Source organism: Psychrobacter pacificensis (assembly GCF_900101915.1).
GTDB lineage: Bacteria > Pseudomonadota > Gammaproteobacteria > Pseudomonadales > Moraxellaceae > Psychrobacter > Psychrobacter pacificensis.
This window is the reverse complement of sequence record NZ_FNAL01000032.1, coordinates 1-19,191: the sequence shown is the minus strand read 5'-3', so window position 1 is coordinate 19,191 and position 19,191 is coordinate 1. Positions and strand designations below refer to the sequence as shown.

The 19,191-nt window shown below is 39.0% G+C and carries 19 protein-coding genes and 1 other annotated feature; of the genes, 16 read left to right on the top strand and 3 right to left on the bottom strand.

What is annotated here, in order from left to right; genetic code table 11:
- Nucleotides 1-207: 207 nt before the first annotated feature.
- The 4 genes from BLR43_RS12550 (at nt 208) to BLR43_RS12530 (ending at nt 4,776) form a co-directional block, all read left to right on the top strand.
- Entirely contained in the window at nt 208-378 is a 171-nt protein-coding gene (locus BLR43_RS12550; RefSeq protein WP_102077221.1) for an ATP-binding protein, read from the top strand.
- A gap of 539 nt (nt 379-917) precedes the next feature.
- A complete protein-coding gene (locus BLR43_RS12540; protein WP_093071342.1) occupies nt 918-2,600 on the top strand; it encodes a phosphoethanolamine transferase in 1,683 nt (560 codons plus the stop codon).
- Between the two features lie 44 nt (nt 2,601-2,644).
- Entirely contained in the window at nt 2,645-3,331 is a 687-nt protein-coding gene (locus BLR43_RS12535) for a response regulator transcription factor (protein ID WP_025651489.1), read from the top strand.
- A gap of 188 nt (nt 3,332-3,519) precedes the next feature.
- A complete protein-coding gene (locus BLR43_RS12530; protein WP_379542853.1) occupies nt 3,520-4,776 on the top strand; it encodes a sensor histidine kinase in 1,257 nt (418 codons plus the stop codon).
- Between the two features lie 56 nt (nt 4,777-4,832).
- Here BLR43_RS12530 and BLR43_RS12525 read toward each other — a convergent pair whose 3' ends face one another.
- Nucleotides 4,833-5,813, bottom strand: coding sequence for a CorA family divalent cation transporter (locus BLR43_RS12525; RefSeq protein WP_025651487.1), 981 nt, complete (start codon nt 5,811-5,813; stop codon nt 4,833-4,835).
- A gap of 273 nt (nt 5,814-6,086) precedes the next feature.
- On the opposite strand from BLR43_RS12525, the gene BLR43_RS12520 reads away from it, so the two are divergent.
- The 3 genes from BLR43_RS12520 to BLR43_RS12510 all read left to right on the top strand — a co-directional run bounded on the left by BLR43_RS12520 (nt 6,087) and on the right by BLR43_RS12510 (nt 8,402).
- Nucleotides 6,087-6,683: a PepSY domain-containing protein gene (locus tag BLR43_RS12520; RefSeq protein WP_025651486.1), complete on the top strand. Its 597-nt coding sequence runs from the start codon at nt 6,087-6,089 to the stop codon at nt 6,681-6,683.
- Nucleotides 6,684-7,115: 432 nt separating this feature from the next.
- On the top strand, nt 7,116-7,589 hold the full coding sequence (locus tag BLR43_RS12515; protein ID WP_025651484.1) for a diacylglycerol kinase: 474 nt from the start codon (nt 7,116-7,118) through the stop codon (nt 7,587-7,589).
- A gap of 48 nt (nt 7,590-7,637) precedes the next feature.
- Nucleotides 7,638-8,402: a PAP2 family lipid A phosphatase gene (locus BLR43_RS12510; protein WP_025651483.1), complete on the top strand. Its 765-nt coding sequence runs from the start codon at nt 7,638-7,640 to the stop codon at nt 8,400-8,402.
- Here BLR43_RS12510 and BLR43_RS12505 read toward each other — a convergent pair.
- Entirely contained in the window at nt 8,364-8,909 is a 546-nt protein-coding gene (locus BLR43_RS12505; RefSeq protein WP_025651482.1) for a manganese efflux pump MntP, read from the bottom strand. The two genes, BLR43_RS12510 and BLR43_RS12505, sit on opposite strands and share 39 nt — an antisense overlap.
- Nucleotides 8,910-9,105: 196 nt before the next feature.
- Between BLR43_RS12505 and BLR43_RS12500 the strand changes: the two genes are divergently transcribed.
- The 4 genes from BLR43_RS12500 (at nt 9,106) to BLR43_RS12485 (ending at nt 12,792) form a co-directional block, all read left to right on the top strand.
- Nucleotides 9,106-9,675: a PepSY domain-containing protein gene (locus tag BLR43_RS12500; RefSeq protein WP_025651480.1), complete on the top strand. Its 570-nt coding sequence runs from the start codon at nt 9,106-9,108 to the stop codon at nt 9,673-9,675.
- 149 nt (nt 9,676-9,824) lie between these two features.
- Entirely contained in the window at nt 9,825-10,484 is a 660-nt protein-coding gene (locus BLR43_RS12495) for a response regulator (protein ID WP_025651479.1), read from the top strand.
- Nucleotides 10,477-12,132: a sensor histidine kinase gene (locus BLR43_RS12490; protein WP_025672617.1), complete on the top strand. Its 1,656-nt coding sequence runs from the start codon at nt 10,477-10,479 to the stop codon at nt 12,130-12,132. The genes BLR43_RS12495 and BLR43_RS12490 overlap by 8 nt, the downstream gene beginning before the upstream one ends.
- A gap of 207 nt (nt 12,133-12,339) precedes the next feature.
- Complete coding sequence (locus tag BLR43_RS12485) at nt 12,340-12,792, top strand: transposase (protein ID WP_093071340.1); 453 nt, start codon at nt 12,340-12,342, stop codon at nt 12,790-12,792.
- Here the strand turns inward: BLR43_RS12485 and BLR43_RS12480 are convergent.
- Nucleotides 12,756-13,975, bottom strand: a protein-coding gene (locus tag BLR43_RS12480; RefSeq protein ID WP_093071339.1) for an IS3 family transposase whose coding sequence is annotated in 2 segments (ribosomal slippage) — nt 12,756-13,693 and nt 13,693-13,975 — 1,221 coding nt in all. Because the reading frame shifts where the segments join, the coding sequence is not laid out codon by codon here. The two genes, BLR43_RS12485 and BLR43_RS12480, sit on opposite strands and share 37 nt — an antisense overlap.
- Nucleotides 13,584-13,700: a sequence feature (AL1L pseudoknot), on the bottom strand. (Overlaps the previous gene by 117 nt.)
- Nucleotides 13,976-14,106: 131 nt before the next feature.
- Between BLR43_RS12480 and BLR43_RS12475 the strand changes: the two genes are divergently transcribed.
- From BLR43_RS12475 to BLR43_RS12455, 5 genes are all read left to right on the top strand, one after another.
- Nucleotides 14,107-15,114, top strand: coding sequence for a CBASS cGAMP-activated phospholipase (locus tag BLR43_RS12475; protein ID WP_093071338.1), 1,008 nt, complete (start codon nt 14,107-14,109; stop codon nt 15,112-15,114).
- Nucleotides 15,107-16,453 carry a CBASS cGAMP synthase gene (locus tag BLR43_RS12470; RefSeq protein WP_093071337.1) on the top strand — a complete coding sequence of 449 codons (1,347 nt, stop codon included), beginning with the start codon at nt 15,107-15,109 and terminating at the stop codon, nt 16,451-16,453. Before BLR43_RS12475 ends, BLR43_RS12470 begins: the two co-directional genes overlap by 8 nt.
- Before the next feature lie 4 nt (nt 16,454-16,457).
- Complete coding sequence (locus tag BLR43_RS12465; protein ID WP_143007446.1) at nt 16,458-18,245, top strand: ThiF family adenylyltransferase; 1,788 nt, start codon at nt 16,458-16,460, stop codon at nt 18,243-18,245.
- Between the two features lie 11 nt (nt 18,246-18,256).
- Entirely contained in the window at nt 18,257-18,745 is a 489-nt protein-coding gene (locus BLR43_RS12460) for a Mov34/MPN/PAD-1 family protein (RefSeq protein WP_093071335.1), read from the top strand.
- Nucleotides 18,746-18,845: 100 nt separating this feature from the next.
- Nucleotides 18,846-19,191, top strand: a 346-nt coding sequence (locus BLR43_RS12455; RefSeq protein WP_143007445.1) for an IS5 family transposase, incomplete at its 3' end; no start/stop codon positions are given.

Here is a 19,191-nt window from a genome sequence, read left to right as displayed (position 1 = left end):
CTTATCTAGGACAGCCCCTATAACGTGCTTCTCAGGTGACGACATCAGCGTTTTTTAGGGTACGTCATTATCAGTTTCAATAGGACAGAGAGTCGATTGTTTAATACACCCTGATACTAAAGATTGATAATAAGCACTGTCTTGTATAGCTTAGCGAATTTTTTAGTTTTCAAAGAAATACCCAGGTAGCTTGGGCAATATTGGGGTTTGTTTGAGCGCTTTTATCGTCATGATAAAACCAGCCAGCACCATTCAGGATCAGGTTTGGGTTTATCTATCGTTCAGGCTATTGCTAATGCTCATAAAGGGACGGTCAATATCACTAACAAAGATGAGTATTGTTTTGAAGTTACTGTAGGATTATTGATTGCTAAGTAGCATACACCTCAATATCCTAGTGTTCAAAATATTAATAATATGTAGACCTACTATAGGTCTATTTTATTTTGATAAGTCGAAAGGCTCTGAATGCTATTATTCATATAGTGTATAAGGCTAGATTATGAAGTCTAATTTTCTTAGGTGATGTTGTTGATATGGGGGTATGAACAAAATGCCACTTTTATCTTTTTTAGTATTGACTGCTTTGGGTTCTAGTGTTTGGACAACTGTACTGACGCTTGCAGGTTACCACTTCGGCAAAAACTACGAGGTTATAGAGACTGCGTTAGCACCCTACTCAAAGATTTTTTTATCGATTGCTATAGTAATTATAATTAGTTGGTTTATTAGGCGTCGACTAACCAGCTAAAGTAGAGGCAATATGCATCCTTAAGCTTATTATCTAACTATTTATTTTTAAGAATATATTATCTTCTTAAAGCATTACTCAACCCAAATATCTTAACGGCTTCTTAACAGGCCTCTTGTTATCGTAAGGAATCAAACTCCTTACCATCCTGTTGAGAAGCCTAGTTATGTCAACCCCTCAAGCACTTAGCACTGAAATCACCAAAGCTCCTACCAAAAAAAGCTATCTAAACAGCATTTTTAATCATGAAATTAATCTTAACTATCTGATTATTATCGTTGCGCTCTATTTAGTCACTACTGCAAATTTTGGTTTTTTCGCGCAAGTGCTTAGCATTTACCCTCTTGGTAATAACGTTGGCTTCATAGTTTCTATCACAGGCTTATTGTTTGGCTTAATGTGGCTACTCATCCAATTATTTTGCTATCGTCCTATTGCTAAACCAGTGCTCATCGCTATGGTAATGATAGCGGCCGTATGTGGCTATTTTACTGACGCTTATGGCACTATTTTCGATACTAATATGCTGATCAATAGTATACAAACCGATCAACGTGAAGCGATGGGGTTGATGTCGCTAAGCTTCTTTATACGAGTGTTCCTGCTAGGCGTTATACCCGCAGTTATTATTGCTAAAATCCGCATAAAAAGAGTACCTATACGTCGAGCGCTATGGCAAAAAGCGTTAACCTTAACCTCATCTATCGCCTTAATAGCTGTCTGCCTACTGTCTTTTGGCGATCAATACGCCACCTTTTTCCGTCAGCATAAGATAGTCCGCAGTTACGCAAACCCTATTACTCCTATCTACTCGGTTATCAAATTAGGTACCGATTATGTTGAGAAACTTCGTCGTCCTGATACATTGACCCTGCATGCGACAGATGCCAAACGTATAACTCCTACTGCTGGAACTAACGCAGCAAAGCCTAAACTCATGGTATTTGTCGTTGGTGAAACAGTACGTGCTGATCATATCGGTCTTAATGGCTATGAGCGCGACACTATGCCTCTGCTGACTAGCCAACCAGATGTCTATAGCTTTAAAAATGCGACCTCTTGTGGCACGTCCACCGCTTATTCCGTACCTTGTATGTTTAGTTATGCTAATCGAGAAAATTATGATTACAATACGGCAGACTATAATGAAAATGTACTAGATACCTTGAACAAGCAAGGCGTCAAAGTTGTTTGGCGAGACAATAATTCGAGCTCTAAAGGGGTCGCGGATCGAGTAACTTTTGAAGATTATAAGACGGCTGATGTCAATCCAAATTGTGATGAGGAGTGTCGTGATATCGGTATGCTTGACGGTTTTGATACTTTAATTAAGTCAGATGCACCTGCCAAAGATACGCTTATTTTATTGCATCAAATGGGCAATCATGGTCCTGCTTACTACAAACGTTATCCTAAGGAATTTGAAGAGTACAAACCTGTATGCATGACTAATGAGCTCTCTAAATGCGATGATCAATCCGTCATCAACGCTTATGACAATGCCATTCGTTATACTGATTACTTCTTAAATAACGTGATTAATACGCTCAAAAAGTATGAGCAGGACTATGATGTCATAATGGTATATATTAGCGATCATGGCGAAAGTTTAGGCGAGAATAATATTTACTTGCATGGCATGCCCTACGCTATCGCACCTGATGCGCAAAAGCAGGTGCCTGTCATCATTTGGTCACCTAATAGTAATAATATTGATAAAAGTAGTCTCGTTAGTATGATTGATCAGCCCGTATCACATGACTTTATCACCCCAACTTTACTTAACTTTTTTGGTATTACTACCGATGAGGTAGCAGCAGCGCCAACCTTCTTTAAATCTACCCATTAAGACCTTTATCATAAGCCCTGCTAGCATTTATGCACGAGACCACTATGTACAAGATACTCATCATCGAAGACAATCCCGATATCGTCGCCAATATTTATGCCTTTTTTGAACCTAAAGGTTTTGAGCTGGACAACGCTCATAATGGCATTAGCGGCCTAACACTCGCTGCAAATAATCGCTATGACGTTATTTTATTAGATGTCATGCTGCCGGGTATGGACGGCACCAAGCTATGTAAAAAACTGAGAGAAGAGCTACATAATAAAACCCCCGTATTGATGCTGACGGCTCGTGATACGATTTTGGATAAAGTCGCAGGCTTCGATAGTGGCGCTGATGATTATCTGGTCAAACCCTTCTCACTCATTGAATTAGAATCACGGATTAAAGCGCTTATCCGTCGACACCAAGATGAGCATTTTGAGCACAGCTTAGCTGTCGGACCATTATCCTTAAATGCTAATGAGCACACGATTAGACGAGAAGGTACATCACTAAAACTGACACCAACAGGGTTTAAAATTTTAGAAACATTAATGAATGCGTCGCCACGAGTCGTCAGTAAAAGTGAGCTTGAGGAAAAGGTATGGGGTGAGGATATTCCAAGTAGCGATGCGCTACGGACTCATATGCATAGTGTGCGCGTACAAGTCGACAAGCCATTTGCCAGACCTATGATAATGACGATGCCTGGAGTGGGTTATCAAATTGTTGATCCCGATAAAGTGTAGAATATCTTAGTACGATTTACAGACTCAATCTGATTAAGAGTCGTCCTAGTTATACCTCCTATCCTCTTTCTACTACCTTATACTATGAAGTAAATGCCATGTTCAGCCTCGACTCTATCGCTAATAAATTTCGACTGTCATATTTTTTATTTGCCATATTACTTTGCGCTGCTTTCGTCAGTATTTTTATGTACGCTGAGACAAGGATGGAGCAAGAGTTGGTCAAAGCTCGCTTACTGCAACAGCTAGAGCTTAGTCAAGAAAAGGATGGCGATCAGCCTGTCTACACTGCAGATCCGGGCATAAAAATTTATCGCTATAATCATGCACCTGATAATTTAAAAGCTTTGGCAACCGAGACAGTGCAAGAGATGCCCGTAACCGTGCCCACCAAAGATGGCAATGTTAGAACTAATCTACATTTCTTCATCTATCAGCAAAATAAACAACGCTATGTTTTAACCTATTTAGAAGACACTGAGATGGTAATGGGGAACTACCCTGTCCTTGCCATTTTTGAACACCTAGAAGACATCTTTGCCAATGCCTTAAGAGTTGCCGTTATTTTAAGCTTACTAATTGCCGCAATATTTTCTCAGCTATCCTCTAGGCAAATTACTAAACCTTTATTAGACTTAAAAAAAGCAGTAGAAACCGATCATCAAAACTTAACCGAATTGACCCATTTGCCCTCCGAGGTTGGCGTATTAGCACGCGCTATTGATGAGAAGAATCATAAGTTTGAGCAGTATCTCAAACGTGAGCAGCTATTTACTGGAGATGTTAGCCACGAGCTGCGCACGCCTTTGACGATTATTATGGGTGCATCAGAAGTACTGGCTTCTCAATTAGAAGGCGATAGCCGTTTGAGCGAGTTTACTAATCGTATTAGTACTACAGCTAAAGAGACCTCTGAGATTATCAGCGCGTTATTACTACTCTCGCGTGCTCCTGAAAAACTGGACGCTCCGCAAACCTCTATCAATAGCATTGCTAACAATGAAGTGGAACGCTTAAAGTATTTGCTACGGTATAAGACTGTGACTTATGCAGTAGTCGCTGAACAAGAGTATTTTGCCTACGTACGACCTGAATTACTAAAAATGGCACTAGGCAACTTAATAAAGAATGCCTTTCAATACACGGATGAGGGTGAGGTAGTTATTATTATTGACGATAAAAAAATCACCGTTACCGATACTGGCTTGGGTATTCCTGAAGCGATGATGCCTCTACTCTATGAAAGGTTTGAGCGTTTAGAGCAAAAGAAAAATGATGGGCAATTAACTGATAAGTTCTCGTCAAAAGATTATACGAGCTATAAGGTTGATGGCACAGGGTTAGGTCTAAGTATTGTTCAGCGCATCATAACGCATATGGGCTGGCAACTTACCCATCAAGCTAATGCTGCAGGCGGTAGTACGTTTAGTATTTATTATAAATAAATTCTACTAATAAACAATCTTTAAAAGCCTAAGACATTACAAGTTAGCAGTACAGTTTAAAACCATTTCTTACTTTTAAAATACACAACGATGGCCACAGTCAATGTTACCATCACACCCCACAAGGCAAAGTAACCCTCATTCCATTTTAACTCAGGCATATAGTCAAAATTCATACCGTAAACGCCTACCAAAAATGTTAATGGTATAAATACCACTGACACTAAGGTCAAGGTACGTATGATTTCATTCAAACGATGGCCCTGAATTGAGAATATCAGATTGGTTTTACTATCAAGCTCAAACAACTCAAAATCAATTTCATCAATCAAATTGTTGGCTTGCTCTTTAAGTTCGGTGAAATACTTACTATCCATAGGAATAATATTAATCGTTTCCAGCTTTACAATGGTATTGCGAAGGCTCAGCGTCGCTTTCTTAAAGTTCAACATGCGACGTTTTTGCTCCTCAACCTTTTTAGTAAAATAAGGCGTTGGATTAATATTGGTCACCTTTATCGAGTCACCGTCAGCATTCAGTAATTTCTCAAACGTCTCTTCATAGTTTGCTATCAATGACTCAATCAACAGAAAAAGCAAATAATCTACTTTTTTGCTTCGAACTTGTCCTTTGCCTTCGCTTAAGCGATCACGAATCCACTGAAAATGATTATTATGATTCTCTTGCAAACTCCATAACATATTTGACGATACAACGAAAATCAATTGTTTATTATCTAGATTTTTGTCATCAGTTTTTAATACTTTTAGAGCGATAAACAGGACATTATCGAGTTCGATAACCTTATTGGCATGCTCATCATCTTGCAATAATTTAATTAAAAAATCATCAAACTGGTTCTGGATGACAACTTGCTCCATCTCATCTAACTCTCTCAATCCATAAGTATTGAGCCAAAAAACTTCGTCGCCGTGAGGCTCAAAGTTCAAAATTAAGATATCTTCGCAAGGTACTTTTGATACTGTTGAAGGTGAATAAGCGATAAGCGTCGTATTTCGTAAGAATTCGTCTGACATCCTTTTTCCTCCTATAGAAACTCCTTTAATCAAAATTTAGTAAACTTGATATCTAGAACAAATATTAGCTATGTTAAACGTTTAATAGTCTTTTAATAGTGATTTAACTCAGAAAATTAAGCAATATTTATTATATCTACTCGCTAATCAAACTCTTATTTTCCGCTAAGTTTCCCCTATGTCGTCTCTCGTATTATAGATTCATACCCACAAGGTAGCTGGCAAAACCACTAATGGTGTGTCAGAAATTGATTAATACAAAGGATGACTCTCATGAAAAACTTATCAACGCTAACCAAATCAGCAATCATCGCCCTTACTATTGCAGGCGTAGGTGCAACCGCTATCGCCGCCCCTGCTGCTAATACCAAAGCCGTAACTGGATCAAGTGAAGCTGTCAGCGCTATGCAAAGTAAGATCAGCTTAACGCAAGCAATCGATATAGCTAAACAGAATGCTAAAGGTGATCTAATCAGCGCAGAATTCGATTATGACGACGATGATGATAATGGCAACGGTGCTGTAACGGGCGAGTATGAAGTTGAGTTTGTATCAAACGGTACGGCTTACGAGGTCAAGATCGACGCCAATACTGGCAAAGTCATCGAGACTGAAAAAGAGAAGTTAGATAAAGAAGACATGGCTGAATATAGAGCGCTGATGCAAGCCAAAGTTACGCTAACTAGTGCTATGCAAAAAGCCACTCAAAGCGTAAATGGTAAAGTCATCGGTGTTGAGTTCGAGCTTGAAAAAGGTCAAGCCTTATATGACATCGAAGTTGTCAAAGACAATCAGATATATGATGTGAGCATAGATGCCAATACTGGCAAGGTTCTAAGCAGCCAAGTTGATATGGAGGATGATGGCTAAAAAGTAAGCAAAGCTAAATACTAACTCTTCATTAATAGGATGCAGTAGCCAATACCTTGATAAACAAGGTGTCGGCTATTGCTTTTTTGTATATATTGAATTTTGATATTAATATTGCCCTTTCCAAATAATTTTATAAATATTTTTTATCTTAACGCTTCCTTAACAGCTCCAAGCACATACTGATACCCAAGTGCTAACCAGTGCCCTCCTACACTGGGATCATTACAACAATAAATATATCGGTGATTGCACTTTTTCTTATTTTCACTGTAACTTCAATAGTCAGTAGTAGCCAATACCTTAATCAAACTCGGTATTCGCTACTGCTTTTTATTATATGAAATTCATCTTAACGCGATCTTAACATGCACTGTAATATCATTAAGACCTGCCAGCTATTCTAATCTTAATAAATACTAAGCTATCGATATGAATAATTCCAAGACTACTGCTCTGAGCCACGAACATACAAATCTTGATTATAAAAATCAGCCTGTATCTGATGATACTTTTGTAGCGGATAGTTTTGCAAATGAGGTTAAAGGTAAAAAAGGGTTAGCCCGTATTGTAAAAGCTACGGGGTATTCTATAGATGGTTTTAAAGCGGCTTATAAGTTTGAAGCGGCCTTTAGGCAAGTTATCTGGCTCAATCTCTTATTGTTCACGGTCATTATATTTATGCCTTTTAACGTCAGCGCCAAAATGGTGCTTGTGATTGCTTCATTCTTATCCCTCATTGTGGAGCTTATTAATACGGGTATTGAAGCGAGCGTCGATCATACTTCAACGGATCATCATCCCCTCGCTAAAATAGCCAAGGACGTGGGTTCTGCCGCGCAATTTTTGGCATTATTACTATTGTTCGTTTTGTGGTGCATGGCGTTATCTAATCTTTTATTTTAAAAAGTGCTTAAATTTTTAGCAATTTAATACATTGAGTAAGGTATTTTCATGATTTTAGAAGATAACCCAACTAACTGGATATGGCTTAAGCTTTTTTGCTTAACAATTATTGCCGCTCTAACCTTTGAGCATAGCCAATTTGATGTTCGTATTAGTGAGTTTTTCTATAATAATGGTCAGTGGCTGATAGAAAAAGGCGAACAGCCTTACGCTTTTATTTTTTATGATGGTCCTAAAGCATTATTAATCTTGTTGGCTCTCTATTTAATATCCGTATTGGTTATCAAATACAGACAATCTTCAAATATCGCCTCTATCATCGATAACAATAAAACAAGTAAATTTATTGTGCCCTTCTCAATTCGTGAAATAAGTTACTTACTTATTGTTCTTATTGTGGTGCCTTCTACTATCGCGCTATTAAAAAGCGTTACTCATGTGAGCTGTCCTAATCATCTAACGCTTTTTGGCGGGGATCTACCTTATCTTAATCTATGGCAAAATATGCTTGCTAAAACCGATACAAAATGTTTTCCAGCAGCTCATGCCAGCGCAGGATTTTCTTTGTATGGCTTAGCATTTTTACCTACTCTTTATAAGTATCGCTATCGAATATTTGAAATCGTAACCGTATTAGGCTGGACAATGGGCCTATATAAAATGATGTTTGGTGATCATTTTTTTAGTCATACCTTAGTATCGATGTTGGTGTCTTTGACTATAGCTTGTGCGCTGGCCAGCGTGTTTTTTAAGAGAACAGAGCATAATTATGCTTCAAATAACCATCTTCACACCAATCGCTATCAGCACTAAACCGCCCAAAGCTTCTGCCCAACTGCCGAGCCATGTTCCTGACTGGCGTCCTATATAAGCCCCTAAAACACTTAAAATAGCGGTCGTCAATGCGATGATTAAACAGGCAGCATAAGCATTAACTACCAACAGGTTTAACGTAAAGCCCGCTGCCATCGCATCGAGACTAGTCGCTATAGCCAATGACAGCAAGGTTTTATGACTTACATTGATCCGAGTATCGTCACTAACCGAACACGACTCATAAAGCATCTTAATCCCAAGAGCCACTAGTATGATAAAAGCAATCCAAGCAGCCCATTCCGCAAACCAACCGAGCATAGTAGAGCCAAGCGCATAACCAATTAGCGGCATCACCCCCTGAGCAACACCGAAGTATAATCCAATGAGTAACGCCATTTTTATAAACTGCGACTTACCATCGCTTCTATGTGTCGAGCCAAGACCGATTGCAGCCGCAAACGCATCCGCAGCGAGTGCTAACGCCAATAATAGTATCTCAAACATAATAAAATATTACTCTGTATAAGGATTATCGAAAGAGCAACAGCATTATAGCCCAAAAATATGAGTAGCTAACTGAACGCTTATTCTACGCTAAGCTTCTTCTATGTCTTGTTTTGTATGATGGACTCATATCGACACTTCTGACAACTTTGATAATGAGTCGTCAGACATGAACCTTAAATACGGAGTAAACACGATGAAAAAACTATCAACCCTAAGCAAATCCCTACTTATTGCTCTTAGCGTTCTAGGTATTGGTACTCTCGCTGTTGCCTCAGGTCAAATACCTGCTATTTCAGGCGCAAAGACGAGTGACGCAGTCGCGATAGCACAGAGTAAAATCAGTCTAGAGCAAGCCGTCGCTATTGCACAAAAAACAGTCAAAGGAGACTTAATTAGCGCTGAGTTTGACCAAAACGATTATATGGCAAGTGGCGAGTATGAAATCAAGCTTATCAATGATGGAGTGGAGCATGAAGTAAAAATTGACGCCAGTAGCGGCAAAGTTCTAAAATCTAAGCAGGAAAAAATAGATCAAGACGACTTAGCAGAATATAACGCTATGAGGCAAGCCCAAATAACCCTAACCCAAGCCATGCAAAAAGCAACGCAAAGTGTTGGTGGCAAAATTACTGAAGCAGAGTTTGATTTTGATAACGGTATACCCGCTTATGAGATTGAAATAGCTAAAGGGATGGACATAAATAAACTGATAATCGATAGCATGAATGGTCAGGTTGTCAGCAGTCAGTTAGATGATGATTAATATTTTAAAACTTGGTTGAATATAGCTTAACAACGGCTCTACTCTGTACACTAGTATCGATTAGAGCTTTTTAGTTTGAGGACGCTATAAAAAGTGTCACTATAGATAAATATTTTTTAATCCTACTAGTCACATAATAAGGATATCCCATGCGCGTATTGGTAGTCGAAGATGACTTGATGATTGGCGAGAGTCTGAGCGAAGCCTTGCAAGATGAGGCTTATACGGTTGATTGGGTCAAAGACGGTCGTCAAGCCATACTGACATTAAGGGTGCAACCTTATGACATCATCTTATTAGACTTAGGTCTTCCAGAAGTTGATGGCATGGGCGTGTTGACTGCTATTCGCGATGCCAAGATTGAAACACCAGTGTTGATACTCACCGCGCGTGATCAATTAAAAGATAGAATTGCAGGCTTAGACTCAGGGGCTGATGATTATGTCGTCAAGCCTTTTGAGTTAGGAGAAGTCTTTGCACGCATGAGAGTACTTATTCGCCGTGCCCAAGGCAAGGCTGATAATCAAGTGACGGTTGGCAATTTAAGTTTAGATACCGCGCACAAACGGGTCATGATGGATGGTAGCCCTATCGATTTAACCGCAAAGGAGTACATGCTTCTCACTACCTTTATGCTATCGCCTGAAAAAGTCATGTCCAAAAATGAGCTTGAGGATTCGTTATATGGCTGGGGCGGCGAAGTTGAAAGTAACGCCATTGAGTTTTTGATTCATAGTTTACGCAAAAAGGTCGGACAAGATAGAATCAAAAATGTTCGTGGCCTTGGATGGTATATCAGCAATGCCTAAATTTCGTAAGCCCTTTAACTCATTACAGTTCCAACTTATCTTTTGGTCTGTTGTGTCATTATTACTACTGGCAATAGTGGCTGGTGGTTATGGATTTTGGTACAGCTATAACGAGATAAATGACTTTCAGGATGATAACTTAAAAAATACTGCTGCCTTATTAGAGCAGTCGCTTAATATTAGTGGTTTAAATAATAATGCTGCTTATTCATACAGTGACGAGCATGCCCGCAGCAACATTCACTTTGATACCGATGACGATGATGGTGCGATCACCGTTGATATAGTCATACTCTCCGCCTCACTCAATAACGGGGTAGAAGATTATCAGAACGTTCAAAGCGATGATGAGCATGATTACTCAGAACCTATACCGTTGGCATTAGTAAATAGCGTTCCACAAGGGATAAGCGATCAAAACATTGACGGTCATTCTTGGCGAACCTATAGAAATGATGTCAAGATTGAGTCTTTAGATACTGATGAAGAAGTGGCTCTAATTTTGCGCCAACAGACAGATTTACAGGATGATTTAGCCAAAGCTAGTGCCTTACAGTCTTTTTTACCCCTTATTATCGGTATAGCATTATTACTGCTTTTACTGCCTTTTATCATGTGGCGCATGATGAAACCTGTGCGTCAATTGCATCATGAGATAAGCGCACGTAATGAGAATGACCTAAGTCCTTTATCGATTGGTAGACTGCCCTCTGAATTGCTGCCACTAGCCGAATCGTTAAATAGATTATTGGCTATAGTCAAAATTAGTATTGAACGTCAGCAACGCTTTATCGCTGATGCTGCCCATGAACTGCGCTCGCCGCTGACTGCCATCTCACTACAATTACAACGATTACAGCGTATTAGTAATGATAACGTTATGTCGGAAGGCCTCGATAAACTGGCTATTCGCTTGAGGCGTAATCAAAGTTTGGTTGAGCAATTATTAACGCTCGCTCGTGCTGGTAATATCAATACCGAGCTTGGTACCGAGACAACAGCAACCAATGTTAAATCTATTATCGAACAAGTCATAGGGTTACTCATTCCTATTGCTGATAATAAGAACATCGAACTAACTGTCGACTTACAGTCAAGTAGCAAAGTAAAGATAGATGAGACATCATTATTAATGCTCATAAAAAACCTGATTCAAAACGCTATTATTTATACGCTAGATAATGGTCAAGTCATGGTTAAACTCTATCAACTTGAGCAAAACTCAGGCAGTTTGGATAAATCGGCTTTAAATGCTCAATATAATTTTGGCTCACATGTGATTCAATCTGGGAAATTAAATGATATATCCAAGACGCTAGATAACAAATTAGTATTACAGATCATAGATTCAGGCGCAGGCATTGACCCTAGTGATTATGAGAAAGCTTTTGAACCCTTTATACGGCTTAATCAAGTGATTAGTGCAGCTGATCAATTTAGCGACAGTAAACTTAACAATAGTATAAGCGCTTCAAGATCAGATAGCGCAAGTAAGCAATCACAGGAAATAGAAGGTACAGGACTTGGGCTCTCTATTGTTAAATCAATCTGTGAGCAGGCAGGTATCGATGTCTTTATGAAGGACTCTAATTCTGAGATTTTAAACTTACATGATAATCGAGGACTTTGTATAACTTTGATCTTTTAAACTCATACATAGAAATTTTAATAGATCTAAATAGTTGCATCTTCACACTTTCTTAACATCTCTATTGATAATTTAGTGACATCTACAACGTAACATTAAATTTGTTTACTAATAGAGTGAATCTAACGTAAGCATCCGACCATCCCATCTTTTCCTCACTTAAAAAATGCGAGATAGTGTCCACGATTAATAATCGTGGACACTAACATGACAACACAACCACCTAACAAACCCAAACGTAGAACTTACAGTGCTGAGTTTAAAGAACTTTTAGTACAAGAAGCTGAAGGTTCAGGGCGATCAATTGCCAGTATCGCTCGAGACCATGGCATCAACCAGAACCTTCTCCATAACTGGAAACGTCAGCATCACCGCAACAAGACTGAAACTGGCATATTACCTGCTGCCATAAACAGTCCTGCTGATCCAAACTCCTGCTTTATCCCAATCCGCCTTGAACCTCAAGCAACTCATCTGTCCTCACCCTCCGTCATACAAAACATCAAGCTGCAAATCAGAGCCCCAGGACCTGGGTCCATAAGCCTTACTATTGCCCAAATAGACACCCAAAGTTTGATTGACCTTGAACCGCCCCGACTTTATCGGAGGCTGATTTACTTTAGTCAGGCAGCAATGCCTGACAGGATTAAATTATCATAATACCGCTTTTCAAACTCAAAGGGCGACACATATCCAATCGTGCTATGCAGTCGTGTTTTGTTAAACCAATCGACCCATTCAAGGGTTGCCAGTTCAACATCGTTCACACTAGACCAGCTCTCTTTCAAATAATGAATCACCTCAGACTTGTACAGCCCATTGACCGTTTCAGCCAGTGCGTTGTCATAAGAATCACCCGTAGTGCCAACAGAGGCAATCACACCGCAGTCAGCCATCTTATCTGTGTAGCGAATGGATAAATACTGAACCCCTCGATCACTGTGATGAATCACATCTTTGGGATTATTCCTATCTGCTACCACTTGATTGAGCGCGGCCATCACCATATCGGTGTTCATGCGATTGGATACTTTCCAGCCCACAATGGCACGAGCGAACACATCAATAATAAAAGCAGTATAAACCCAGCCACTCAGTGTCTTGATATAGGTAAAATCTGCAACCCAAAGCTGATTAGGACGATGGGCATTAAAGTTACGATTGACCAAGTCGTCAGCACGCTTTTGGTCGTCACGGCTGTTGGTGGTAATCTTACCCTTACCGCGCCAGATGCCTTGCATACCATACTGCTTCATTAAACGCTCGACGGTGCAACGAGCAACCTTTACGCCATCAGCCTTCATCTGCTGCCAGACTTTACGAACACCGTAACGGCATTTACTGTCTTGCCAAATACGTTTAATCTCTCTGAGATAATAGTCATCATGCTGACTGCGTAATGAGCGCTTCTCAGGGCGGTCCTCTAAGTCTTTAGCACGGTAGTAGGTTGATGGGGCAATCGGTAGTACTCTACAAATCAGCTCGACCCCATAACTACCTCTATAGTCATCAATAAACTGAACCATTATCTGGGTGGACGGCCCTTCTCCGCCTGGGCTTCAAGACCAGCAGCCTTACGTATAATCTCATTGGCTTGCTTGAGCTCTTTGTTCTCTCGTTCAAGCTCTTTGATACGCTCTTTGTCACTTTGAGCTTGTACTGAGGCAGGAATAGTTTGATCTATGTGCTTTTTATGCCATGACCGCAGGGTTTCAGGCGTACAGCCAATCTTAGGTGCAATTGCTTGAATAGCTGACCAGGTGGAAGGATAGTCGCTTAATGCTTCAATCAGCATGCGAACGGCGCGGTCTTTAATCTCGGGGGTGTAGTGTCGTGTTTTCATCGTTGTATTCTCTCAGAATGTTGAGTCTCCGACAATACCGGGGCGGTTCATTATGTAGCGAAATATTGTTGGTAATACCTTGAAAATTTAAAAAGATAAACCAATATATATAAATTATAAGGAGATTACGTATGGTCCATGATGATTCATTTCGAATACTAACTTTAACTGGTGGAGGTTTTCGAGGTTTGTACACCGCTAAAGTTCTAGAAGAGCTGGAAAACGAGTATGGTTATCCTATAGGTAGATTTTTTAACTTAATCGCCGGTACTTCTATAGGTGGAATCCTAGCTCTTGCAGTTGCTGCTGAAATACCCATGTCAGATGTGGTTAAGCTTTTTGAACAACATGGTGATAAGATTTTTAAGAAAAGAAAGGCTAATCTATTTTCGATAAAACGTTCTACTTATAGCATTGATGTGTTGAAAGAGCAGCTAGAGATAATGTTTAAGGAAGACAAGCTAGGCAGTCTTAAACATAACGTTATTATACCAGCCATCAACTTTTCTGTAGGTAAGCCAGTAGTATTTAAAACTCCCCATCATCATACATTCAAGCGTGATAAGCATCATTTAATTGTTGATGTGGCATTGGCTACTTCAGCTGCTCCCATATACTTTCCTAAGTACGTATTCGACAATACTCAATATGTAGACGGTGGACTGTTTGCCAATAATCCAAGCATGTTAGCAATTCACGAAGCGCAGTATTTCCTAAATGCTAAGCAAGAGAATATTCTACTTCTTAATGTTGGCACCCTATCTTCACGTATTTCAGCAAACCCCAAAACAAACAAATTAGGTGGAATGTTAGACTGGGCACATGGTAAAAATTTGAGCAATGCACCGAAAAATATTATCGAACTCACCTTGTCCACACAACAGCAAATGATGACATTTATTACCCAGCATCTGCTAAAAGAAAGGTACTTAAGTATTGACGAAAATTTAACAAACGAAGCTGCCAACTATGTATCACTAGATAGAGCGGATGCTGCTGCTAAAGAAGTACTGTTATCAACAGCTATGCAAAATTCAAAAGAAGCTCTTGGTAAAGAACTTATAAAAACAATTTTCTTGAAACCAGTCGAACTTCACAACACAGCCATACAACCAAATACTGAGGATTCAAATGAGTGATAACCTTAAAACAAACAACTTACATAGTGTTTTCAAAAACGATACTGATGGTTTTTTCAAGAAGCTTTTACCTAAAGGCGAGCAGTTCCAAGTGTTCAAAGACTGCAAAGATCAGATTAAGGCTGTTATAGAAATACAAGTTGAAAAAGTATATGGTGTCAGACCAAAATTTAGACTCCAAGGTTCCTGGGCGTATGGTGTATGTAATGCCCCAGCACTCCCTGAGCAAGAAATGGATTTTGATTACGGTTGTTATCTACCAGAGTCATGTTTTTTAGAAGGTCAAAGCGCTGAAGTGGCTAATAAGCTCTTTGAAACTGTAGAAGAATGTCTGGATATACTATGTAATGATAATGGTTGGGAATTGGATAAAGAACATAAAAATTGCATTCGAATTAGAGGCTTTATGCCTCAAGGTCAACCCAAAGCACATTTTGATATTCCGTTGTATGCTCTACCAAACGAGATGTTTGATGATTTAACAGATGCTAGCGTTAAGCAAGACTCTTCAACAGTTAGTAAAGAAGAGGCTTCTTACGATAGTATCCAAGAAAGCAGAAGCTTTGATTTTTCAGAGGATGTAGATCCTAATAACTTATCATTATTCTTTAATGAAAGTACATTTAGTGGTACAACTTTATCTGCCAACTTATCTTACTCTCCCTCTTATGATTCTATGATCACTGAAGATTCTAGTAAGGCTAATGCAAAGAATATTAAGAAGCGTTCAAAAATAAAAAACGTAAGTCTAATACAACGAGATGAAGATGAATGGCTCGTTTCAGACTGTGAAAAGGTACGTGAATGGTTTTTAGCAGAATGTGAAAAATATCCCAATACTGGACAACAACTTCGTGCAGTCATTAGGTATTTAAAGTCATGGCGTGATTATAATCAATATCAAAAGGCTCCTAGCTCTGTTTCATTGATGATAATTGCTACTGAACACTATCAGCATTTGCAGCAAAGAGATGATAGAGCGCTTTTTGAAATACTTTTGAATTTAGAACATGCACTTAAAAACGATATAAAATGCAAGTATATTGAAGGACATTCTACAGAAGACTTTAATAGAGCAAATAATGAACAACGAGAAGAGAATGCTGAGCTGGCATCAGAGCTTTGTAGTGGCTTTGATAGAGTTCTTCATAAATCCCAAAATGAGAATACCTGCCTCAACATATTAGAAAGCTTGTTTGGTGAGAGAATACCATCTAACAGACCTGATTTAGTAACGATTAATGTCGATACCAAGGCTTCAGTCGCAACCGTTGTTGACAATGCACCTGTACAGGTTGCTGCTGAGTCTGCATCAATAAAGCCTCAAATCGGTGGGTAGAGCATTGCAAAAACAGATGTCTTTGTACGATATAATCTCTGGTATAAATGACAATTTTTGTAATTGGAGATACACAAAAGGTAGGCGACCATCATCGGCTAATAGTCGTGATAAATCAATGTATGATGGTTGGTTTACTTCTTTTGAAACTAAGGATAATACAAACTTTCAAATACTGATTCAGGTAGAAGATTGGGACTTCGTTAGTTTGCCAAACGTGTATGTTAAAGCTCCTCTTCCTGATTATATTCAAAACCTTTTACCCCTTGCTCATTTTTCTATTGATAAACGCGAGTATAAAGGCGATTGGTATTATTCAGTTTGCTATAGTTTACATGATGCTTATGAGCTTAAAATTTCAGACCCTTTAGGAGTTTTAGGCTGGGTTCTAGATAAAACTAAAATTATTATAGAAGCGCTTATTAAGAACAAGCGTCATAGGTCTGATGAGTTTCTAAGAGAGTTGACCCCGATATGGCAAAGTATAGCAAGTTACCATTCTAGTAATTTAATTAAATCTAACGATGCAGCTGTACAGTCGATCCACGATCTTTTGTTGCCTGTAATTTATGACTTGAAGCAAGGGTGGCATCTTGTTCCTTGGATAGTTAAAGACGGGCATATAGAAGCAAATACGTTAATTATTCATATTCCTAGTAAACAACTTGCTAAAATACCTTCTATGCCTTCTGTATTTATTGATGTGAAAAGTAGCAAAGGTATACCACTCAAGTATTTCTTACTATGGCTCAAACAGTGGAGTCATGTAGCCTTTAGACTGATAGTCAGTGAAATTGCATCCAATATTGAGCGACATAGAGAGACAACATTATATTTTCCAGTGTGTCTTGTCGTCGATAAACAATTACTGTCATTGTGCATAGAGCTAGAAAATCTAAAAGAGTTAGTATCTGGTAGCGCTAGTAAGCACTTAAAATTAGCAAACCATTCCAAGCTACTCTCTAATTCTAAAGTAGTTTTTAGCAGTGCTGTAAACCTTACTCCCAATTTTTTATTTACGAGGAACCTTGACAATTTGGAACAACCAAACTTAATAGGTAAGAATATTGCCCTACTAGGATGCGGAGCGATTGGTGGTTATTTAGGATTATCTTTAGCACGCCTGGGCGCTGGTGCGAGTGGTGGAAAACTCACGTTGATAGACAGCGACATCTTCCAAGAGGAGAATATTGGTAGACATGCACTTGGTAAAGCGTATCTTCATAGAATGAAAGCTAGCGCGTTAAAGCAAGAAATAGCTCAGCAGATACCTGACCTAAATATCGAGGTACATAATATCAACGCTTGTAATAGGAGTATTTTAAAAAATATTTCAAACTATGATCTTATTATCGATGCTACTGCCAAAATAGAAGCATCTGAAACAATCAATAAGTTTTTCTTTGATTCAGACGGCAAGACACCCCCATTGATTCATAGTTGGATTAGAGGCAATGGAGAGTGTGTTCAAGCTTTGTATAATGATAAAGATACAAATTATGCCTGTCGGTCCTGTATAAATAAAAGTGGTAATTCGATACGTGAAGAATATGACGCCCTAAAAGGTATGACTGCTGCAAGGTCTTTCATGGCATGTGCCGATTTTACACCTTTTGCTGTATCAGCAAGTATGTCAGCTGCTGCTTTAACAATTGATATGATTTTGGACTGGCTACAAGGAGATGTTAGTCCAAGATATCGAACTCGTTATACTGAGAAATGGATGGGGGAGAAAATAGAAAGTAAAGATTACGCTCCTTCTCTTGAATGCCATATATGTAAAATTAACTGATTTGGTTCCATATGTTTAATAATTCTTGGGAATTTTCTAGTACTTCTCCCGTAAATGCTGTTTTGATGCAGCCTTCGGTACTTGAAAAAATAGATCAATGGAGACAAAAGGGTTTTCTGAGTCAGGCGGAAGCTTGTGGTATCTTACTTGGTGAGCGAAAAGGTTTTAAGGGAAAAGAACAATATCTGAATATCACAGATATAACGTTACCTTATAACACTGATATTAGAAAACCAACAGCGTACATAAGGAATACTGAAGGTCATCAAGCTTATCTAGATGAGTTACATAAACAAAGTAAAGGTAGAATACAGTATTTAGGCGAGTGGCATAGTCACCCTCAAAACGTAGCAACTCCCTCTTCGATTGACTATAGAGAATGGCATAAAACCTGCTTAAATTTTCCCAATCTACCTTTAGTGTTCTATATAGCAGGAGTAACAGAAGACTGGATGGGTATCCAAGCTGATCAATCAATATATCTGCCTAAAACTTTGTAGTAATAATTTCTGATGTTGTTACCATCACTAAGACCTATTTGCTATTTTTAATTTATTAGGGTGTGTTGACATATATAGAATAATTGATAATCATAGTGTTATGACTAGATTAACACTAAGTGATGCCCAGTGGGCAAAGATAGCACCGTATTGTGCAGGTAAAGAGACCGATGTTGGTAGAACAGCGGTAAATAATCGACTATTTATCGAAGCTGTTCTATGGATTGTCCGAACAGGTAGTCCGTGGCGAGACTTACCCCCTGAATTTGGTAACTGGAACAGTGTTTATAAGCGCTACCGTCGATGGGTAAAAAGCGATAGATTCAGCAAGCTATTTAATGCTCTGAATGACTCAGATTTAGAGTATGCCATGATTGATGGCACTATTGTTAAGGTACATCGTCATGGACAAGGCGCAAAAGGGGGGCTTGTCATCAGGCAATTGG